The 16,705-nt window shown below is 54.6% G+C and carries 14 protein-coding genes; 2 read left to right on the plus strand and 12 right to left on the minus strand.

Translation table 11 applies throughout. The annotated features are described in order from the left end of the window. Nucleotides 1–26: 26 nt before the first annotated feature. From RSX24_RS04780 to RSX24_RS04825, 10 genes are all read right to left on the minus strand, one after another. Nucleotides 27–911 carry a TIGR01777 family oxidoreductase gene (locus tag RSX24_RS04780; RefSeq protein ID WP_343259796.1) on the minus strand — a complete coding sequence of 295 codons (885 nt, stop codon included), beginning with the start codon at nucleotides 909–911 and terminating at the stop codon, nucleotides 27–29. 127 nt (nucleotides 912–1,038) lie between these two features. Further along, complete coding sequence (locus tag RSX24_RS04785) at nucleotides 1,039–1,572, minus strand: hypothetical protein (protein ID WP_343259797.1); 534 nt, start codon at nucleotides 1,570–1,572, stop codon at nucleotides 1,039–1,041. A gap of 208 nt (nucleotides 1,573–1,780) precedes the next feature. Continuing rightward, a complete protein-coding gene (locus RSX24_RS04790; protein WP_343259798.1) occupies nucleotides 1,781–3,175 on the minus strand; it encodes a M20/M25/M40 family metallo-hydrolase in 1,395 nt (464 codons plus the stop codon). Between the two features lie 74 nt (nucleotides 3,176–3,249). After that, on the minus strand, nucleotides 3,250–4,899 hold the full coding sequence (locus tag RSX24_RS04795) for an ABC transporter substrate-binding protein (protein WP_343259799.1): 1,650 nt from the start codon (nucleotides 4,897–4,899) through the stop codon (nucleotides 3,250–3,252). 271 nt (nucleotides 4,900–5,170) lie between these two features. Next, a complete protein-coding gene (locus RSX24_RS04800; protein ID WP_236416056.1) occupies nucleotides 5,171–5,728 on the minus strand; it encodes a DJ-1/PfpI family protein in 558 nt (185 codons plus the stop codon). Nucleotides 5,729–5,885: 157 nt separating this feature from the next. Next, nucleotides 5,886–6,620, minus strand: a complete 735-nt coding sequence (locus tag RSX24_RS04805; protein WP_236416059.1) for a YdcF family protein — start codon at nucleotides 6,618–6,620, stop codon at nucleotides 5,886–5,888. Between the two features lie 480 nt (nucleotides 6,621–7,100). Beyond that, on the minus strand, nucleotides 7,101–7,655 hold the full coding sequence (locus RSX24_RS04810) for a nucleotidyltransferase family protein (protein WP_343259800.1): 555 nt from the start codon (nucleotides 7,653–7,655) through the stop codon (nucleotides 7,101–7,103). Nucleotides 7,656–7,937: 282 nt separating this feature from the next. Then, the gene (locus RSX24_RS04815; RefSeq protein WP_339277028.1) at nucleotides 7,938–8,825 is read right to left on the minus strand and encodes a glycoside hydrolase family 43 protein; all 888 of its coding nucleotides are present in this window, start codon (nucleotides 8,823–8,825) and stop codon (nucleotides 7,938–7,940) included. Nucleotides 8,826–8,914: 89 nt separating this feature from the next. Beyond that, nucleotides 8,915–9,772: an EamA family transporter gene (locus tag RSX24_RS04820; RefSeq protein ID WP_339277027.1), complete on the minus strand. Its 858-nt coding sequence runs from the start codon at nucleotides 9,770–9,772 to the stop codon at nucleotides 8,915–8,917. Between the two features lie 18 nt (nucleotides 9,773–9,790). Continuing rightward, entirely contained in the window at nucleotides 9,791–10,765 is a 975-nt protein-coding gene (locus RSX24_RS04825; protein ID WP_343259801.1) for a metallophosphoesterase family protein, read from the minus strand. Between the two features lie 305 nt (nucleotides 10,766–11,070). On the opposite strand from RSX24_RS04825, the gene ant(6) reads away from it, so the two are divergent. Both ant(6) and RSX24_RS04835 read left to right on the plus strand, forming a co-directional pair. Continuing rightward, nucleotides 11,071–11,937 (plus strand): aminoglycoside 6-adenylyltransferase, encoded by an 867-nt coding sequence (gene ant(6), locus RSX24_RS04830; RefSeq protein WP_343259802.1) that lies wholly within the window; start codon nucleotides 11,071–11,073, stop codon nucleotides 11,935–11,937. Between the two features lie 60 nt (nucleotides 11,938–11,997). Then, nucleotides 11,998–12,768 (plus strand): DeoR/GlpR family DNA-binding transcription regulator, encoded by a 771-nt coding sequence (locus RSX24_RS04835; RefSeq protein ID WP_343259803.1) that lies wholly within the window; start codon nucleotides 11,998–12,000, stop codon nucleotides 12,766–12,768. A gap of 213 nt (nucleotides 12,769–12,981) precedes the next feature. On the opposite strand, the gene RSX24_RS04840 is transcribed toward RSX24_RS04835, so the two are convergent. After that, a complete protein-coding gene (locus RSX24_RS04840; RefSeq protein WP_343259804.1) occupies nucleotides 12,982–14,952 on the minus strand; it encodes a rhamnogalacturonan lyase family protein in 1,971 nt (656 codons plus the stop codon). Between the two features lie 222 nt (nucleotides 14,953–15,174). Further along, nucleotides 15,175–16,698: a sulfatase family protein gene (locus RSX24_RS04845; RefSeq protein WP_343259805.1), complete on the minus strand. Its 1,524-nt coding sequence runs from the start codon at nucleotides 16,696–16,698 to the stop codon at nucleotides 15,175–15,177. Nucleotides 16,699–16,705 lie beyond the last annotated feature (7 nt).

The raw sequence follows: 16,705 nt of genomic DNA on the forward strand, positions 1-16,705 counted from the left end.
ATACGAACAAACCGAACCTGTTAAAGCTATCGCTGCAAAATGCTCGCAAGCGCCTTATCAAGCGTGTCATATTTGAACACAAACCCTTCCTGCTCCAGCCTCTCGGGAAGCACCCAGCGGCTTTTGAGCACAAGCTCCGTTTCGGTTCGAATAAAGCGCGCGCCGAGTTCCAGCATCCAGCGCGGCGAAGGCAAGCCGACTTTCGCCCCCATCTGCTCTCTCAGACTCGCCATCAACTGGCGGTTCGTTACGGGATGGGGCGCAGAAGCATTAAAGGCACCTTCCAACTGCTCATGCTGCTGCAGAAACTGGACTATCCGGAACAAGTCCTCGATGTGCAGCCAGCTGAAATGCTGCCGTCCCGATCCCTGCGCACCGCCCAAGCCGAAGCGGACCAGATTCGTGAGCGGCTGCATCACCCCGCCATTGCCCAGCACGATGGCTATGCGAAGGGCGATCTGGCGCGTGGAAGGCAGCTGAAACTCAAAGAAAGCTTGCTCCCAAGCTTTCGCGACGTCAACAGAGAACCCTGTACCGATCTCGCCTTCTTTTTCCGTCATCGGGCGATCTTCGGCATGCCTGTAGATCGTCGCCGTGCTCGAATTGATCCAAACCTTCGGCGGCTGTTTGCAAGCCAGCGCGGCCTCGCCCAGTGCCCGGGTTGTCCGAGTTCTGGACTCCAGAATCACCCTGCGGTTCTCCTCGGTATAACGGCAATTCACGGATTTTCCGGCCAGATTGATCAACATTTCGGCCCCCTCCAGAGCCTGGACAATGCCTGATCGGTCTTCCCAGCCGACATGCCCCGGTTGGCGCGAGATGATGAGCACCTCGTACCCGAGCTTGCCGAATCTGTCCGCAAAATCCTGCCCTACAAACCCCGTGCCTCCCGCCAATACCACTTTGCCCATCGAATCGCCCCGTTTCCGCGCAGAATGTACTGCGAACATTCCATATACAAGTAAGAACGCCGAAATCGCCTTATTGGTTTGCTCATTTTTGCACATTTGTTGCTCATGGAAGCGATCGCGACCTCGATTATTCGTTCCGCGTATTCCCTGCTCCCAGTGCCGCGTATAATTTCACGCATTCTTGGCGTGCCCAATCGTGAGCAGGGTTTTGCTCAAGCTGCTCTCTCAGCACATCGTAAAAATCATGAATCATGAAGCCCTCTGGCAAGGAACCGAGCATGGCGACAAAGTCATACTCCGGCAATACGCGCTTTCCTGAACCGATTTCCTCCAGCCAAACCATCCATGCGGATACGGACAACACGCCTTCCTGCCAAAGCTCCGCTTGCAGTCCCAGCACATCCTGCAACTGCTCGTAGGCCGTTTCGTCGGCACAACGCCGACAGGCCGTTACAGCCAGTTCATACAGTTCCGTCACGGCGCGGCGCTCCTCCGGGGTCAATTGCATTTCCAGACCGGCGAGAAAATCATCTGTCTGAATGGAGCGTCCATCGTCGTACAGAAGCGGAGCTTGAGCAAGCAAACGTACGATTTCTTCCATCTGCTCCGCACATATTTTATGTTCTTGAACAAGTCGGGGTAACATATAGTCTTTGATCATCGTACACTCCTGCATCGTTTGGTTATGATTTACACTATTATAACATGACGGCGCAAGCGCTCTGCCCGAAAATAAGGAGTGACGAGCAGACGAGCAATGCATACCAGCTAATGTGGCGAAACAAGGTAATGCCTCTGAACCAAAACATCGCAAAAAACGCAAGCTGCGAGCTGTGACACACCCTCACTTGCGTTTTCGTTCATTTATATCACCGGATTGCATGACCTGGTTGTCCCGACCATCTCTTGAAAGAAACGCGCGACAAATGCTCCAACACGTAACATGTACTGCGGATCGCCCTGAAAAAAGTGCTGATTTCCAAGTTTTCGTTCGGACCATGATTGTTTTGGTCGTAATTCGCATATGGAACAATAACGGAGGGCACGTTCAAAATCTGGGTCCACACATAGTCCGGCAGCGTGCCGCCAAGGCTGGGCTGAATGACAGGACGTTGCCCTGTGGATTGCTCCAATGCCTCGGCAATGGCGAGCACGGCCGGATGGTCTGCGGGCGTCCTTGAAGCGGGGACCGCCCCTTTGCGCGTCAGCGTAATGCCGGCATCATGTTTTCGCACATGGCGGGCGAGCGCTTCGTATACCTGATCGGGGTCCTGTCCTGCAACGAGACGAATGTCCAACCGGGCTGTGGCGCGTGCCGGAATGATCGACCTTCCTCCTTTGCCTGTATGACCGCTGAACAATCCGTTCACATTCAGCGTCGGCTCGAACATCAGCCTGCGATGATACGTATCGCTATCGATATCCAGCGCAGCATAGCCGCTCTTGCGTCGAACCCCTTCCAGATCGTAGGGGATGTCGTGCAATATCTTTTCTTCAAGCTCCGTCGGCGGTTTTACTCCATCGGCAAACCCTTCAATGGTCACCTCGTCTCCGCTGCGCATCGTGTGCAGCAACTCGACCAGTCGCCATATCGGATTAGGCACGATATTGCCGAGGTTGCCCGAATGGTTGTCCCATCTCGCTTCTTCCGCCACCAGCTCCACGCCCAAAGCACCGCGCACGCCGAGCAGGATGGATTGTGCTCCCGACTCATGGGAAGAACCGTCTGTCGTATAGACCAGGTCCGCTTGTAGAAGCGTGCGGTGCTGCTCTACGAAAGCTGCCAGATGACGGCTCCCGGCTTCCTCTTCTCCCTCGATGATCCATTTGACGTTCACGGGCAATCGTCCGTGGAAATCCAGGTACGTCTTTGCACCGAGTATGCTTGCAACGAATTGCCCTTTGTTGTCGCCCGCTCCCCGTGCATAGATGCGGCCGTTTCGAATCGTCGGTTCAAAAGGAGCAGTTGCCCATTCGTCCAGCGGATCGGGAGGCTGCACATCATAATGGCCATACATAAGCACGGTGGTTTCATTGTCGGGATGGAGGTATTCCCCGTAAATGATCGGATGCCCTTCCGTTTCATAACGGCGGTTTTCGATGCCACAATCCGTGAACAACTCTTGTACCAGGGAGGCGCATTCGAGCATGCCGATATTTTGCGTGCTGATGCTTGGCTGGCGCAGCAGCTTGAACAATCGCTCCAAATACAGCTCTTCGTTCCGGGAAATAATTGAATCCACGCCTTTGACCAAGTTTCTCATCCTTTCTGTGTACAATTCCGTTTCGTCGTGCAGTCTCAATAAAGGGAAGAGTTCGTTTTATCCGGACAATGCGTCTATTTTTGAACGTATACATCGTTGAAGATCGGATACCCCAAGCCATCAAATTGCAATCCTTTCAGCGTATCGCTAGCTCCTACCACATACGGGAAGATGTATATCGGAATGATAATCGCGTGATCGTGGATGTACCTCAACACTTTGCCGTATATCTCAGCCCGCTTGGCATCGTCGAATTCAACCGCCCCTTGTTCAAGCCACTCGTCGACTTCCGGACTGGAAAGATTGGACAGTGTAGCCCTCGCTCCCGGAGCAGCTGTATGATAGAAAGGAAGCAGCGCATGCGGATCATCCTTGACCTGGCTGTTGCCGTAGATATCGTAGTCCCCGTTCGTGTGCACAACGGTACCGACATCCTGCGTAATTTCCACTTCGACCTGTACGCCGATTTTTTTGAGCTGCTGTTGGATCATTGCAGCAATGTCATTCCGCTTTTCCCGGTTCGGCGAACCGTCCACGTAATGCAAGACAAGTTTCTGTCCATTCTTTTCACGAATGCCGTCCGCGCCGACTTTCCAACCGATCTCTTCCAGCAGTTGCGCTGCCTTCGCCTGATCGGGCTGGATCGCATTTTCCAGAGAAGCATCGTAACCCAATATGGAAGGCGTCACCGCAGACCAGGCTTGCTCATAGGTGCCCAGATACAGCGTCTTCACGATCGAACCGACATCGATGCCGTATTGCAATGCCTGCCTGGCCTTCAATTCGTCCCATGGTTCTTTTTTCTGATTAATGAACAACGTATAAGGAAGACCTGGCGTGTTCACTTTCAGCAATTGAAAACCGGGCTGTTTCTCCAATGTCAGCACATTTTGGGGCGGGACCGTCTCGATGGCCGTCACTTGTCCGCTTTGCAGGCTGCCCACGCGAGTGGCTTCTTCCGGCATGATTTTGAACGTGAGCGTGTTTAGATATGGTGCTCCTTTATTTTCAACTGTTTCTGGAGCCCAAGCGTAGTCGGCATTGCGTTCCACCTGTACCTGCACGTTCTCGTCCCATTTGATGAATTTGAAAGGTCCTGTACCGACTGGATGCTGTCCGAACTGCTCGCCGTACTTTTTCACCGCGGTTGGCGATACGATGCTCAGCGCAGCTTGGCTCAAATTGCCGAGAAATGCACGCGAAGGCTCGGATAAATTCAGTTGGATTGTATATTCATCGATCACGTCGGAGCTTTCGTAAGGAACGATTAATGCCGCCGAATTGCCGGCTTTGGTGTTCGGGTCAAGAATACGGTCCAAGCTGAATTTCACCGCTTCGGCATTGAATGGCGTGCCGTCATGGAACGTCACTCCCTTACGCAGTTTGAACGTATACGTTTTGTGATCCTCCGACTCCTCCCACTCGGTGGCCAGCCAAGGTTTGATCGTGCCATCGTTCGTTTTTACCACCAAATTTTCGAAAATCGTCCGGTAAACGCGAATGGCAACCGCAAGCCCGCTTCGTGCCGGGTCCAACGTATCCGGCGAGGTGGCGAGCGCGTAAGTGACGTCCCCTCCTTTGGCTATCGTACTCCCCGATGCTTCAGACCCTTCTGTCGGACTGTTCGTCGCCGTTCCTTGACCCCCGCCCGAACCGTTCGCGCAAGCCGACAACAACAAAACCAATGTCAAAATGACCGAAGCCCAGCGTATCCGTGTGCGCATGCGATCCCCACTCCCCCTGTCAGACATTCATGTGCTGCTGATCCGCAACATTAGCCCATGATGCCTGCGCGTTATAATATTGATTAATTCAATTGATATACTTGGTATTAAATGATACTTGATCCCTTCCTGGATGTTTAATCGAAACAATCTATAACGTTATTGAAAAATCATATACTCGGTAAGCTTCTCACCAAGAGAAGCGGGCTAACTCAAAAAGGACGCCCCCTCGGCAAGATGCCGACAAGAACGTCCTTTCGTTTCATTTTGATCATTTTGAGTCGCCAAAATACTTGAATACTTCGACCGTCTCCGCTAAATCTTCCGGACCCGAATAGATCTCCATGACCTTGCCGAGCTCAATGCCGAAATCAACGTATCCTTGCGCTTTGGCCGTAACGAGACGCCCGTCAACGACCACGTTTGCATCCATGTAATGCCCTTCCGAAGTGATGGTCCTCATTTCCGTCTCCGCATTGGTGGTGAACGAGCGTCCCGCTAATAAGCCGGCCTTGCCCAGCAGCAATGTGCCTGCACAAATGGCGGCCAGCGCCGATCCATTCCGATCGAGCGCCCGCAGCCATTCAAACAATGGCTGCCTGTCAAGCAGCGATGTGACATCACCGCCAGGAATGATAAGCAATTCAACTTCAGCGGGGTTCAGTTCTGTGAAAAGGTGGTCCGGGTTGACGGACAATCCCTCGTAAGATCGAAGCGGTCCCCGATCCGGCGCCACCGTTACGATTTCCCCTTGCGTTTTCATAAAATAACTTGCCAGCATGATTTCAAAAGAAACATAACCTTCGAACAACAGTAGATGTGTCTTCATCTGAAATAAATCACTCCTTCCGCAGATGTTCGCGGATTGCCACGCTGGGGCTCTCCCCAACCTCATGCGTATCCGTCAAACCTTTATCGGTCCAAACAACAAGGGCCGCCATACCCGATCGGGAACAACGAGCCGGCGTTTGCCTGTTTTCCCGCATCTAGAGAAAGGCCTTGATCGCCGCGAAATACTCGCGGATCATGTTGACCGGCTTCAGATGCATCGGCGAAGGCGCCGAAATGCCGTATGCTGATGCATATCCGTTTTTGGAAGCCAGGTATTTGGCCCTGAACATGTGGTAGTCGCTCGTTACCAGCATGATTTCAGGATGTTCGTTCCCTGCATCTTCAATGATCTTTTTGGAAAAGGCGAGATTCTCCTGCGTGCTGGTCGACTTGTCTTCCATCAGCACCTGTCCCGGATCGATGCCCTGTTCCTCAACAAGGTATGTTCTCATGGCGAGCGCCTCGGTAATGGATTCCCCCGGTCCTTGACCACCCGATACAATGACGGGAATATCCGGGTGAGCGCGTATGTAGTCCAGACTGGCATCCAGTCGCTGCTTCAAGGTCAGCGAGAGCTCTGTGCCTTTGATGCCTGATCCGAGAATGATGACATAATCGGCCTCTTCGGGATCATCCGAGTGCAGCTGGGTAAATACGAGGGCCTCTATGATGACGAACGAAACGGCAGCGATGCCGAAGCCGATCAGCAGAATTCTTTTGAACACCACGTGTCTCTTATAATCAATACGGCGCAGAACGATGAACGCCGCGCTGAGCATGCCGAAAAACATGACGGGAAACCGTGCTCCCCAGAACGATAAAAAGAGCATAAAACTAACCACTAAAACGATATCCAATATCCACCCTTTGCTGCGCATGAATTGTTTCATGAACTCCGGCCTGTCCTCCTTCTTTGAGCTTTACGCCAGAACTCTGACTCAAGCTCCCGTATACCCTATAAACAAATCATATGAAGTTTCGTTGCGGCCAAACAAGGAACCAAATTCCAATCGCGATGGATAGACGGATTGCACGAATTGCGAGTTACCACGTATCCTTCCCATCATGTAACGGAAAGCAGGCGCTGGAGAGACTCTAACGAAACTCACACACCTTATTCGGCAAGATTTCGCCTATGTTGAAGGCTAACGAATCTCAGGCACGCTAAAGTAGACCGAACGAGTCTTTTTAATGTCAATCCAGCCAAATAGCGTCTCTACGGTTCGTTAGCGCTCGAAACCACATCAATGCCGCCGAATAAAACGCCTCAGGTTCGTTAACACGTGAACATCCCATCCAGTTCTCTATCAATCGGCATCCACTCCCACCCACAGCTCCACGAACGAAATACTCGATGAATTTGCCCAAGGCTAATCCCGAATAATCGTCAGTTTCGGCCACTGTAGATGCCAATTTTTGCCTTCCACACGCCGCAAATATGCGCTCCGGTCCGCAAAAAAGGGACTTCGACGCACAATCAAACCGTACAAGTCTTCCAGTCCGTGCGGCGCGCAAATGTCGAGTTGGTCCTGCTCATTCAGGCGAGCGCCTACCGCCGTTACCACCTCGGGCCAATGCCGAAGGGCATCCGACGTCGATTGATACGGCTCCGTACCGTTACGCAGATGCATCCGGGCCTGATTTTTCACCGACCAGAGCGGATTCCCCGTTTCACGACGAAGAACGTTCTCGATCTGCACGTCCCGTTCTTCCCGCACATCCTCCGGATCATAATAAACTACGTCGATATCGGTATGCGAGTCGCGATGCTTATAACCATGCAAACGATCCCATATATAATTGCGAATATATCCCGCGCCAATGCAGCATTGAGGCAAGCCAAGCGCCCGTACCCGCCGCAGATCCTGCAGAAGCTGCGCGTATTCGGAGATGTCCTCTTTCAGCCGATCCTCCAACCGTATCATCGCCTAAGCCAAGCCCCCTTCCCACAGATCCCATGTAATCTCCAAATCATCACCTTACCACTATATCACGTCCGGCTGACCCAAATAAAACAAACCCCGGTTCCCGGAATAACTAACCAAGCCAAAGACCCCTTTAAGAAACGCAAATACCCCTTCCGCAGCCCCGCTCACATCCATCCGTACAGACGTTTGCAGCCTGGGCAACCAAAGGGGTTTTCCCGCATACGATGCTTATTGGTTTCTATTCGACCTTGTCACTTCGCTGAATTTATCGAACCCGGCTCAACCCAACTTGTCTATGAGGCTGAATTTCCCGTTTTGCTCCGCAATGCGGAATATGGCCGGGCGTTCCTTCGGATGTTCGTTGGGCGTATGAATGGTCAGGCAGAGTTTGCCGTCCAACGTGCGAAACAACATGCCATGTCCGCCATCTTTGGCAAACAGCGGCGTCTCGTCCTGCTTCCACGGCCCCTCGGGCCGCCCCGATAATGAACGCGCAATGCCCATCGTATATCCGGCCTCCCCCATGGTGGACCACATCATGACAAGCTCGTCGTTTTGCATCCGGTACAAAAAAGGTCCGTCCGTCACATGACGGCGGCCTTCGTCCCCGCTGCCCACCGACCATGGGGCTTCGGAAGCCCGGAACAACAGAACCGGTTCACCGATCGCTGCCGACAGGTCTGGCTTCAGACGGACCGCATACATCTCCCCGTCTTCAACCTGAACCCACTCCCGGCAAAAGATCATCCACGGGTCGCCCTGTCCATCCACATGCAGCGTGCCGTCCAGGCACTCCCATTCCGGCGGGGTCAGCGTTTCCGCCCATATTTCAAACGGGCCTTCCGGCTGATCCGCAACCAGCACCCCGGTTACCCGCGGTATGCCCTCGGCCTTGAAGCTGGCGAACATGTAATACCGTCCATCCCATTCATGGACTTCGGGTGCCCAATAGTGATGATCGGACCAAAAGTCCGGTGCCGGACGAAAACACGGAATCGGTCCCTGCCAATGGACAAGATCCTCGCTCTCGTAAACATCAAAACCGATGGCCGGACCGTTCCATACGTTTTTTCCGATCGAACCGTACAGGTAGTATTTCTTTCGGGACGGTACCGTCAATATGTAAGGATCACGCAAATGAATCTGCTCCAGGCTAAACTCGCTCAACCATGACTCCCCCTCTTGAAAAATACGTTGTCCCCAAGAGTATACATGATATTCCCGAACCCCGGTGCTTCAAAAATCAGACATGGCCCTCATCCCCACATGCCGATCAACAAGATGCCGCCGAATATGACGATCGAGCAAAGGATGCGTTTCCTGCCCTGCTGCTCCTTCAGCAGCAAAATACCGAGAAAGGCGGCAAACACCGTCCCTACCTCACGCAGCGGGCCAAGACGAGCCATCGGCGCCTGCTCCAGCGCAAACAGGAACAGCAGGTACGACCCGGGGTTCAGCAGCGCACCAAGCAGGATGGTCGACCGATTGGCCTTCCATTCCTGCCGCAATTGTTTTGAAGCAAGCATGGCCGGCGTAAGTCCCGCCACGAAACCGATGTTGGTTACTTCAAGCAGGGACAACGGCGAAAGGTGTTCCAGATTCAACTTGTCCACAAACACGTAGCTGGTGGTACACAGCCCGACGCAAAGCGCCATCAGCACCGGTTTCAACCCCTGTACTCCGGAATGGCCCGCCACTGACCTGCCGCCGATGCCGCTCAACGCAACAAAACCGCCAAGCATGCAGGCAATGCCGATCCATCCCGCCGGGGACAGCGCTTCCCTCAAAAAAACGACGCCGATCAGCGGGACCAGCAGCGTGCTCGTCCCCCGCATAATCGGATAAATTTGTGACAGGTCGCCCAGAACGTACGTCTTGGACAACAGCCACGAATACAGCGCCTGCAGCGCCATAGATACCACCAACAATCCGTATGCCACGGTGGACAGTGTTTGTTCCGCAAGCTCCATTACTAATGTGGGAAGCAAAATCACCGTCGGAATCATCATTATCGACCAAAGAAAAACGCTTTTGTTCAAGCTGCGTTTCGTAAACATGCTCCATATCGCATGAGCCATGCCGGATGCCAACACCAGCGTAATCGGCAAAATCATCGTTGTCTTCGTCCTCTCTTACGCTTGCTGCTGCCCTGCGGCCGTTTCCGGAGCATGTTCGGGCTGCTCTGCAACCGTCGAACCGTCTTCCAGACGAAGCCATGTATCAAACGAGCGCTGCCCTTCCTGCAGCCTGATGACCCGCGCCCCGCGCAGCATGCCGTCACGTCCGTACGTGCTGTGTCCGCTGGAACGCCCGTAACAGAGGCGAATGCCGTGGTACGTCCCGTGAAAATCATTTACATGGTCATGCCCGCAAAAGGCGCCCATCACGTCCCCCATTTCCAGCATAGCCGCAAACAGGCCCGAATTCACTTGAGCGGAGCACACCGGTTCATGCTTCACGCCGTAACAGGTCTGCGTATCCCACATGTACTGATATTCCGGAATCGGGATATGGAAAAACGCCAAGGCTGGCAGCTTCTCCCCGCGTGCGCGGCCGGGATTGGCGCGTGTGGATTCATCCATCAGCCACTGGAGCTGATTCGGCTGAACCCAGCCGTAACCGGGGATGGATTCGATCTGCGAATAGGCGCCCGAATCCAGAAAATACAGCTGCGCTGCCGCCTTGCCGTCCGTACCGGCGATGAATAACGCATAATTGCCCAATCCGGCAATGGACGTCGGCCCGGGTTCGGTGACGCTGTGGTCATGTTCCTGAATGACGTCCATCAGCCCCTGCTGGGTGATCCGATTCTCCGCGTCATGATTCCCGTATACAAACGCCCAGGGGATGCCCCGTTCCTCAATCGCGGACACCGCATCCCGGAATGCCTGCTCCGGATGCTCGCATGGTTGATTGCCCGGATCGACCGGGCCGGTATAGATCACGTCTCCCGTAAACACGACGAGATCGGGCCGTTCGGCCTCCACGATCGTTTCCATCATCCGGCGCGTGCGTTCGTCTTCGGGCCGACCGTCTTTCCAGTGCAAGTCCGTAAACTGCACGATCGTAAAGCTTCCATTTTTCCCAAATGCCAATGGCTGTTTCATCCTGCGCCTCCTGCCCATGCCTGAAATCCACATTGTTGTTTTGTGTGGTTTCATGTTGTTTGTTATGATATTATTCCTGACTCCTCCATCTGTCAACTACGAACTAGAAGGATTGCGCGGCCTTTGCGTCGAACTACACAACAACAAAATAACAAACGATATAGATTGAACTGGAATTTTACACCAAACGGAGAGAGAACAGAAACAATCTGGAGATAACAGCGATTGGAGGATGGCTCTGACCGCGTAGTGTCTCTGTGTAAAAATCATTGGTTCAACCTATATACGCAATGGAGGAATGCATCATGCGAACAGACCAGGACATGCTGGCATGCATCCTGAACGCAGCAAAATCCGATGAACGCGTGCGCCTCGTCACGCTGGAAGGCTCACGAACCAATCCCAACATTGCGCCAGACCCGTTCCGCGATTTCGACATATCCTTTTTCGTGACCGAACTGGACTCCTTCAAGTCGAACGATGCCTGGCTCGACGTTTTTGGCGAAAGACTCATGATGCAAAAGCCCGAGGATATGGAGCTGTTCCCGCCCGAGCTCGGCAACTGGTTCTCCTACCTCATGATTATGGCGGATGGGCACAAACTGGATTTGACGCTCATTCCTCTGAACGAAACGGAAGCCTATTTCGAAGACAGCGACGGACTGGTTCGCGTGCTGCTGGACAAGGACGGCCGGGCTGCGAAGCAGCAGCAAACTGCACCCACCGATCAGTCCTACTGGATCAAACCGCCTACGGCCAGGTCCTTCGACGATTGCTGCAACGAGTTCTGGTTCGTCGCCACCTATGTCGTCAAGGGCCTCGCACGAAAAGAGATTCTGTTTGCCGCGGATCACATGAACAACATTTCCAGACCGAATCTGCTGCGCATGATGAGTTGGCAGATCGGGGCGGAACAAGGCTATTCTTTTAGCGTGGGGAAAAACTACAAATTCATCGACCGCTTTTTGCCGGAGGAAGACTGGCAGGCGCTGCTGTCTTCTTATTCGCAACACGGATATAAGGAGATGTGGACATCCCTCTTCGTCATCTACGACCTGTTTCGCAAATACGCGAAAGCGGTCGCATCCCGGCAGGGTTACCCTTATCCTCCATACGACGAGGTAATTACGGAATATACGGAACGGATTCATCGCGATTTGAAACACCGTTAACAACCGTGTCCCCCGAGTATTGAAATGCAGAACGACGTAAACTACAGGAGGCACCGCATCATGTCCCTAACCTATGAGGAACGCAAACATACGATTCTTACCCGGCTGGCCATCGAAGGCAAGGTTCAGGTGCAAACGCTGGCTCAGCTGTTCCAGGTCTCGACCGAGACGATTCGGCGGGATCTGGACCGACTGGAGAAGGAAGGCGAGCTGCGCAAAGTATACGGAGGCGCCGTCCGCGTTCGCGCCGGCATGAATGAAGCCCCCTTCCAGAAACGATCACAGCTGCAATCGGCCGAGAAACAGGCCATCGGCCGCGCGGCGGCCGCATTGATCGAGGATGGCGAGACCGTCCTCTTGGACAACGGGACGACCACGCTGGAGATCATGCGCGAGCTGAGAGCCCGTTCCCAGGTCACCGTCATCACCAACTCCGTCCCGATTCTGACCTGCGCGCTGGAACAATTCGCAGGCAAAATCATTTTTGCGGGAGGAGACATCCAGCCTGCCGTTCAGGCCTCCACCGGCCCGATCGCGCATGAGCTGCTGAACCAGTTCAAGGTCAACAAGGCGTTCATCTCCGCGGGCGGCATATCGCTAACGGACGGCATCACCGACTATTTGCTGGAGGAAGCCCGAATATCCCGCACGATGATGGAGCGGGCCGAGGAAACGATTTTGGTGGCGGACCATACGAAATTCGGGCGCTCGACCTTTGCGCGCATTGCGCCACTGGAAAGTATTTCGATGGTGGTTACGGACAAATGCTGCCCGGCCGATTGGCTGCAGGCGCTGCAACAGCTCGAAATCGATGTCGTGCGGAGCGATTGAACATGCAAAACCAGCCCTTGACAATTGAACTGCACCCCCATTTGTTAGACAGGACTAACAATGGAGGCGCAGGTCATGCAGGGCTGGTTTTCTTTTCGTGATCATTTTGAAGGAGTGCTTGCGAACAGCGCATCTGACCCTTACCGGGTTCCGTTGTGCCACGCATCATTGAGCGAAGAATCGCCGTCTCCTGCCGGATCTCCCGCAAACGGGTTATTCCGATACGGGCCGGATATTGGGCAACAGCGGCGGCGTCATTCCGTCGCCCAGATAATAATCGGTCAGCAGCGACTGCATGTATCCTTTGACCGCGAGACCGTTACGGTATGCGGGATTATGAGGCAGCGTGTACAGACGGACGTCCGACGGGATGGTCGTTGTATATAATCTCAATTCCAGGTTGTCACTGGCTTCGAACAGAATTTCTTCGCGCCAGTCGCCCAGTAAATCGCCGTACAGCACGGGGGCGTTCCTCGAATTAACGCGCACGCCCTCTGCCGTGAACAGATTGGCCGTCTCTTCCGATTCCCAATTCCATTTCTCCACAACGTTTTTGTCGAGCAATTCGCTCAATACGTCTCCGTCCCACCATATGCGGAAATTGGTGGAAGGCTGAACCGCACTGATGACTTCGCCGTCTACATTGTAAATGCTGCCCGAGCTTGACCATGACTCAAGCCCTTTATACCGGGGATCGATGTCCGCAACCGTGCCGCGTGCCACGTCCTGGGGCACTTCGCCCGTGCGGATCAGCTCCCCGGTAGCCGCATCGGCATAAAACCAGGGGAACTGGTTGACGTTGCCGTTCTCCGCCTGCTGTATCCCGTACTGCTCCAGTCCCGGACGGTCCGGATCGATGTCCGTAATATGGAACCGATCGCCGTGCACGACGCCGGGCAGGCTGTACAACGTATTTCCGTCATCATCCAGCGCCCAGCCGCCGAAGGAAATTTCGTCCCGACCGTCTTCGTCCAGATCCAGTATGCGGATTTGATGAAAAAACTCCCCGTCTGCCCCGGCATGTCTCCATCGCTCGGTCAGCGCGCCGTCCCTGTAATCATAGGCTGACGTTACGTACTGGAACACGCGGCTGGCGGCACGATTTTTCAGTGCAGTCACCAGGCTCGGATGCACGCCGTCCAAATAAGCGATGCCGAAATGCCCGCTCAGCGGACCGTCTGCGGCGTAGTCATTCACGATCGTCGTCCGGGCAGCCTCTGTTCCACTGAGACCGTCCACGACCGACACGTATTGTTCACGCTGCGGCGTGGCAGGTATGACATTCCCGTCCGCGAACGCAACGCCTTCATACGTGCGCAGCAGCACCTCCGCTTTGCCGTTGCCGTCCAGGTCGAAGACGGTGACATTGTCGTTATCGCGCCAACCGCCCAAGCCCGGAACGCTGAACTCGCTAACGGATGCGGGCGGAGCGTTATACGTATCGATCGCGGTGACGCTGTAAGGTCCCAGATCGATGCGCCAGAGAAACCCTTCGGTCAGACTGTACGCTTCGACATATTTGTTGCCCCCATTGACCGGGATGCGGGTCACCACGAATTCATACTCCCCATCTCCGTCCAGATCGCCAGGCCAGCCATGCTGCACGAAATAGTCGGACGGATTGGAGGTCATCGGCTCGAGCGGAATGCTGAAGAAGTTGCGAACCTCCGGTTGCGCAGCGATAACCGTCTCCTCGCTAATATCCTGCAGCTGTCCATTCACAACGGATTTCACCACGTAACCGTGGCTCTGCGTAACGTCTACTCCCGTGTCCGTAAAATTCGTGCCTTGGGCAAGCGGCGCGTCATTCAGCTTCACTTCTTCCGAGCCCGTTCTGCGGTAAATGTCAAATGTGGTTTGCTGCGATTCGGTACCGAGCAAACGCCAGCTCAGGTAAACTTTTCCCTCTCCCAAATAAACGGCGGTCAACCCTCGCCCGAGCTGTTCCACCAAACGGGGCGCAGACGTTGTTTCCGCATGGGCATATGGGTCCCATCCCAAGCTTCCTGCCAACGGGAACGCGCCAATGACGCCGCTGAGCAGCAGCATCAACATCCGTTTGCTGCCGCGGGCCGTTCTGCGCCCCTTGTCTGTTTTGCCTGCTGCATGCACTGTGCTCGGTCCGTTTTCTCCGCCTGTGCTGTTCTTCCCTTCTTCCCTCTTCGCCGTTTTCCACATCTTCATCGCAAACTCGCCTCCATCGTGATTAATCTTTGGTATAAAAAAAGAGGCAAAGTCCGACTTCCGCCCTGCCCGCATCGAATTTCGTCCTGCAAGCATTCTGGCAGCCAACGGCTTTGCCTCCGGTTACCCGGTCAACAGAGTAATTCATGTGAAGTGACACGCGCATCCACGCCTAAAGGTCCAATACAAGATGTAACCACGGGCACGTCCGTCGCAGGCAATCTACCTCAACGGTTTCAGTCCGCCGCGATCGTAGAAAAACGGCCCTTTGGCCCAGCTGACCGCGAGATGCATCAACAGTTCGGTCTTCAGCTGCTCCCTGATCCGCGCGTGCTCTTCGCGCTCATACAGGTTGTCCCACTCATTGGGGTCTGTGAGCAAGTGATACAGCTCTCCTTTGGTTTCATGAACCCGGGAAGCTGCCTGCGCGACGGAGCCTTCGATATACAAAATGAGCTTCCATTCCCCTGTCCGCCACATATACGCGGGTGCCGAATGAGGCGCGGTTACGCCTTTGCCGTGGAACTCGCAAAACGTGCCGCGATGCCGCAGCCCGCCCAGCAAATCGACGCCGGGAAGCATCGGGTTCGGTTCAAGCCCGGCTGCCTCCATGAGCGTCGGCACCACATCGACCAGTTCTGCGGGTTTGGCGTCGACGGTTCCGCGGTTCCGCTCGGGTATGTAGGATCCGGAAAGGATGAGCGGCACTCTGACGCTGCTGTCGTACAGGTTGTATTTGGTAAACCGGTATTGCCGTTCGCCCAGCATCTCGCCATGGTCCGACAGAAAAACAACCAGGGTGTCCCGTCGTCTGCCAAGCCGCTCCAGCTTCTCCAGGGCACGCCCGAAATAATGGTCCAGCCAGGAACAGTTCGCCCAATATCTCAGCGTGGTCCGTTTGCGTTCTTCCGGACTGCGCTGCTCCCACACCTGCCTTTTGTCCAGATACGATTGCCGGCTGTGCGGATTTAATTCATCGGATGCGGACAGATGCGTGTCCGGCTCGTCCAGCCAGGGCGGCTGCGCGATGTCGGGGATATCCTCCAGCCGGTACAGATCCTCAAATGCTTTCGGCACATTGAAGCCGGCATGCGGTTTGAGAAACGACAAGTAAAAAAATAACGGACGATCCGGATCCACGCCGTCTTCCAAAAATTGCAGCGCCTGCTCCGCAACCCATCCGTCCCGGTGTTGATGCATCTCAAGTTGGCTCGTCATCCCGGTATAACCGTTCGCGTTTTCTTCGCCGCCGCCGAAATCCTTCGTCTCCCGATGGTACGCCTCCAGATCCTCGGCATGGGTGTCTCCCATCATGGTCGCTCCCTGTTCGTAATGGCCGCTTGTGCGCGCCAATCCGACGGCCCGCACTTCAAATCCGCGGGTAGACGGTTCTTCCACGCCTTCGGCATGGTTCCAGTGCGTTTTCCCAAAGCCGGCGGTCTGATACCCTGCACGGCGCATCAGCTCCGGCAGCGGTTCCGACGGCAGCCTGTCTTCTTCGAACAGCCCGCCGTAGTTCGTACGCACGCCAAGCTGCGAAGGGTAATACCCGAACATCATCGAGCTGCGGCTCGGCACGCACATGGGCGCCTGGCACACGGCCTCCTGAAAAGTAATGCCTTCGGCGGCAATCCGGTCGATATTCGGGGTGCGTATATATTCGTTATACTGACCGATGCAATCCCATCGCTGCTGGTCGGTCATGAGAAAAATAATGTCCGGCTGATTTTGCGATTCCTGTGACACGTCGCCT

This window comes from Paenibacillus hubeiensis, from assembly GCF_032334105.1.
In the GTDB taxonomy this organism is placed as follows: Bacteria; Bacillota; Bacilli; order Paenibacillales; family Paenibacillaceae; genus Paenibacillus; species Paenibacillus hubeiensis.

Excerpts from the sequence above, each read along its gene's own strand:
- RSX24_RS04840 (WP_343259804.1), bottom strand. The coding sequence starts at position 14,952 with ATGAAGATGTGGAAAACGGCGAAGAGGGAAGAAGGGAAGAACAGCACA.
- RSX24_RS04825 (WP_343259801.1), bottom strand. The coding sequence starts at position 10,765 with ATGAAACAGCCATTGGCATTTGGGAAAAATGGAAGCTTTACGATCGTG.
- RSX24_RS04800 (WP_236416056.1), bottom strand. The coding sequence starts at position 5,728 with ATGAAGACACATCTACTGTTGTTCGAAGGTTATGTTTCTTTTGAAATC.
- RSX24_RS04820 (WP_339277027.1), bottom strand. The coding sequence starts at position 9,772 with ATGATTTTGCCGATTACGCTGGTGTTGGCATCCGGCATGGCTCATGCG.
- RSX24_RS04790 (WP_343259798.1), bottom strand. The coding sequence starts at position 3,175 with ATGAGAAACTTGGTCAAAGGCGTGGATTCAATTATTTCCCGGAACGAA.
- RSX24_RS04810 (WP_343259800.1), bottom strand. The coding sequence starts at position 7,655 with ATGATACGGTTGGAGGATCGGCTGAAAGAGGACATCTCCGAATACGCG.
- RSX24_RS04780 (WP_343259796.1), bottom strand. The coding sequence starts at position 911 with ATGGGCAAAGTGGTATTGGCGGGAGGCACGGGGTTTGTAGGGCAGGAT.
- RSX24_RS04795 (WP_343259799.1), bottom strand. The coding sequence starts at position 4,899 with ATGCGCACACGGATACGCTGGGCTTCGGTCATTTTGACATTGGTTTTG.
- RSX24_RS04835 (WP_343259803.1), top strand. The coding sequence starts at position 11,998 with ATGTCCCTAACCTATGAGGAACGCAAACATACGATTCTTACCCGGCTG.
- RSX24_RS04805 (WP_236416059.1), bottom strand. The coding sequence starts at position 6,620 with ATGAAACAATTCATGCGCAGCAAAGGGTGGATATTGGATATCGTTTTA.
- RSX24_RS04785 (WP_343259797.1), bottom strand. The coding sequence starts at position 1,572 with ATGATCAAAGACTATATGTTACCCCGACTTGTTCAAGAACATAAAATA.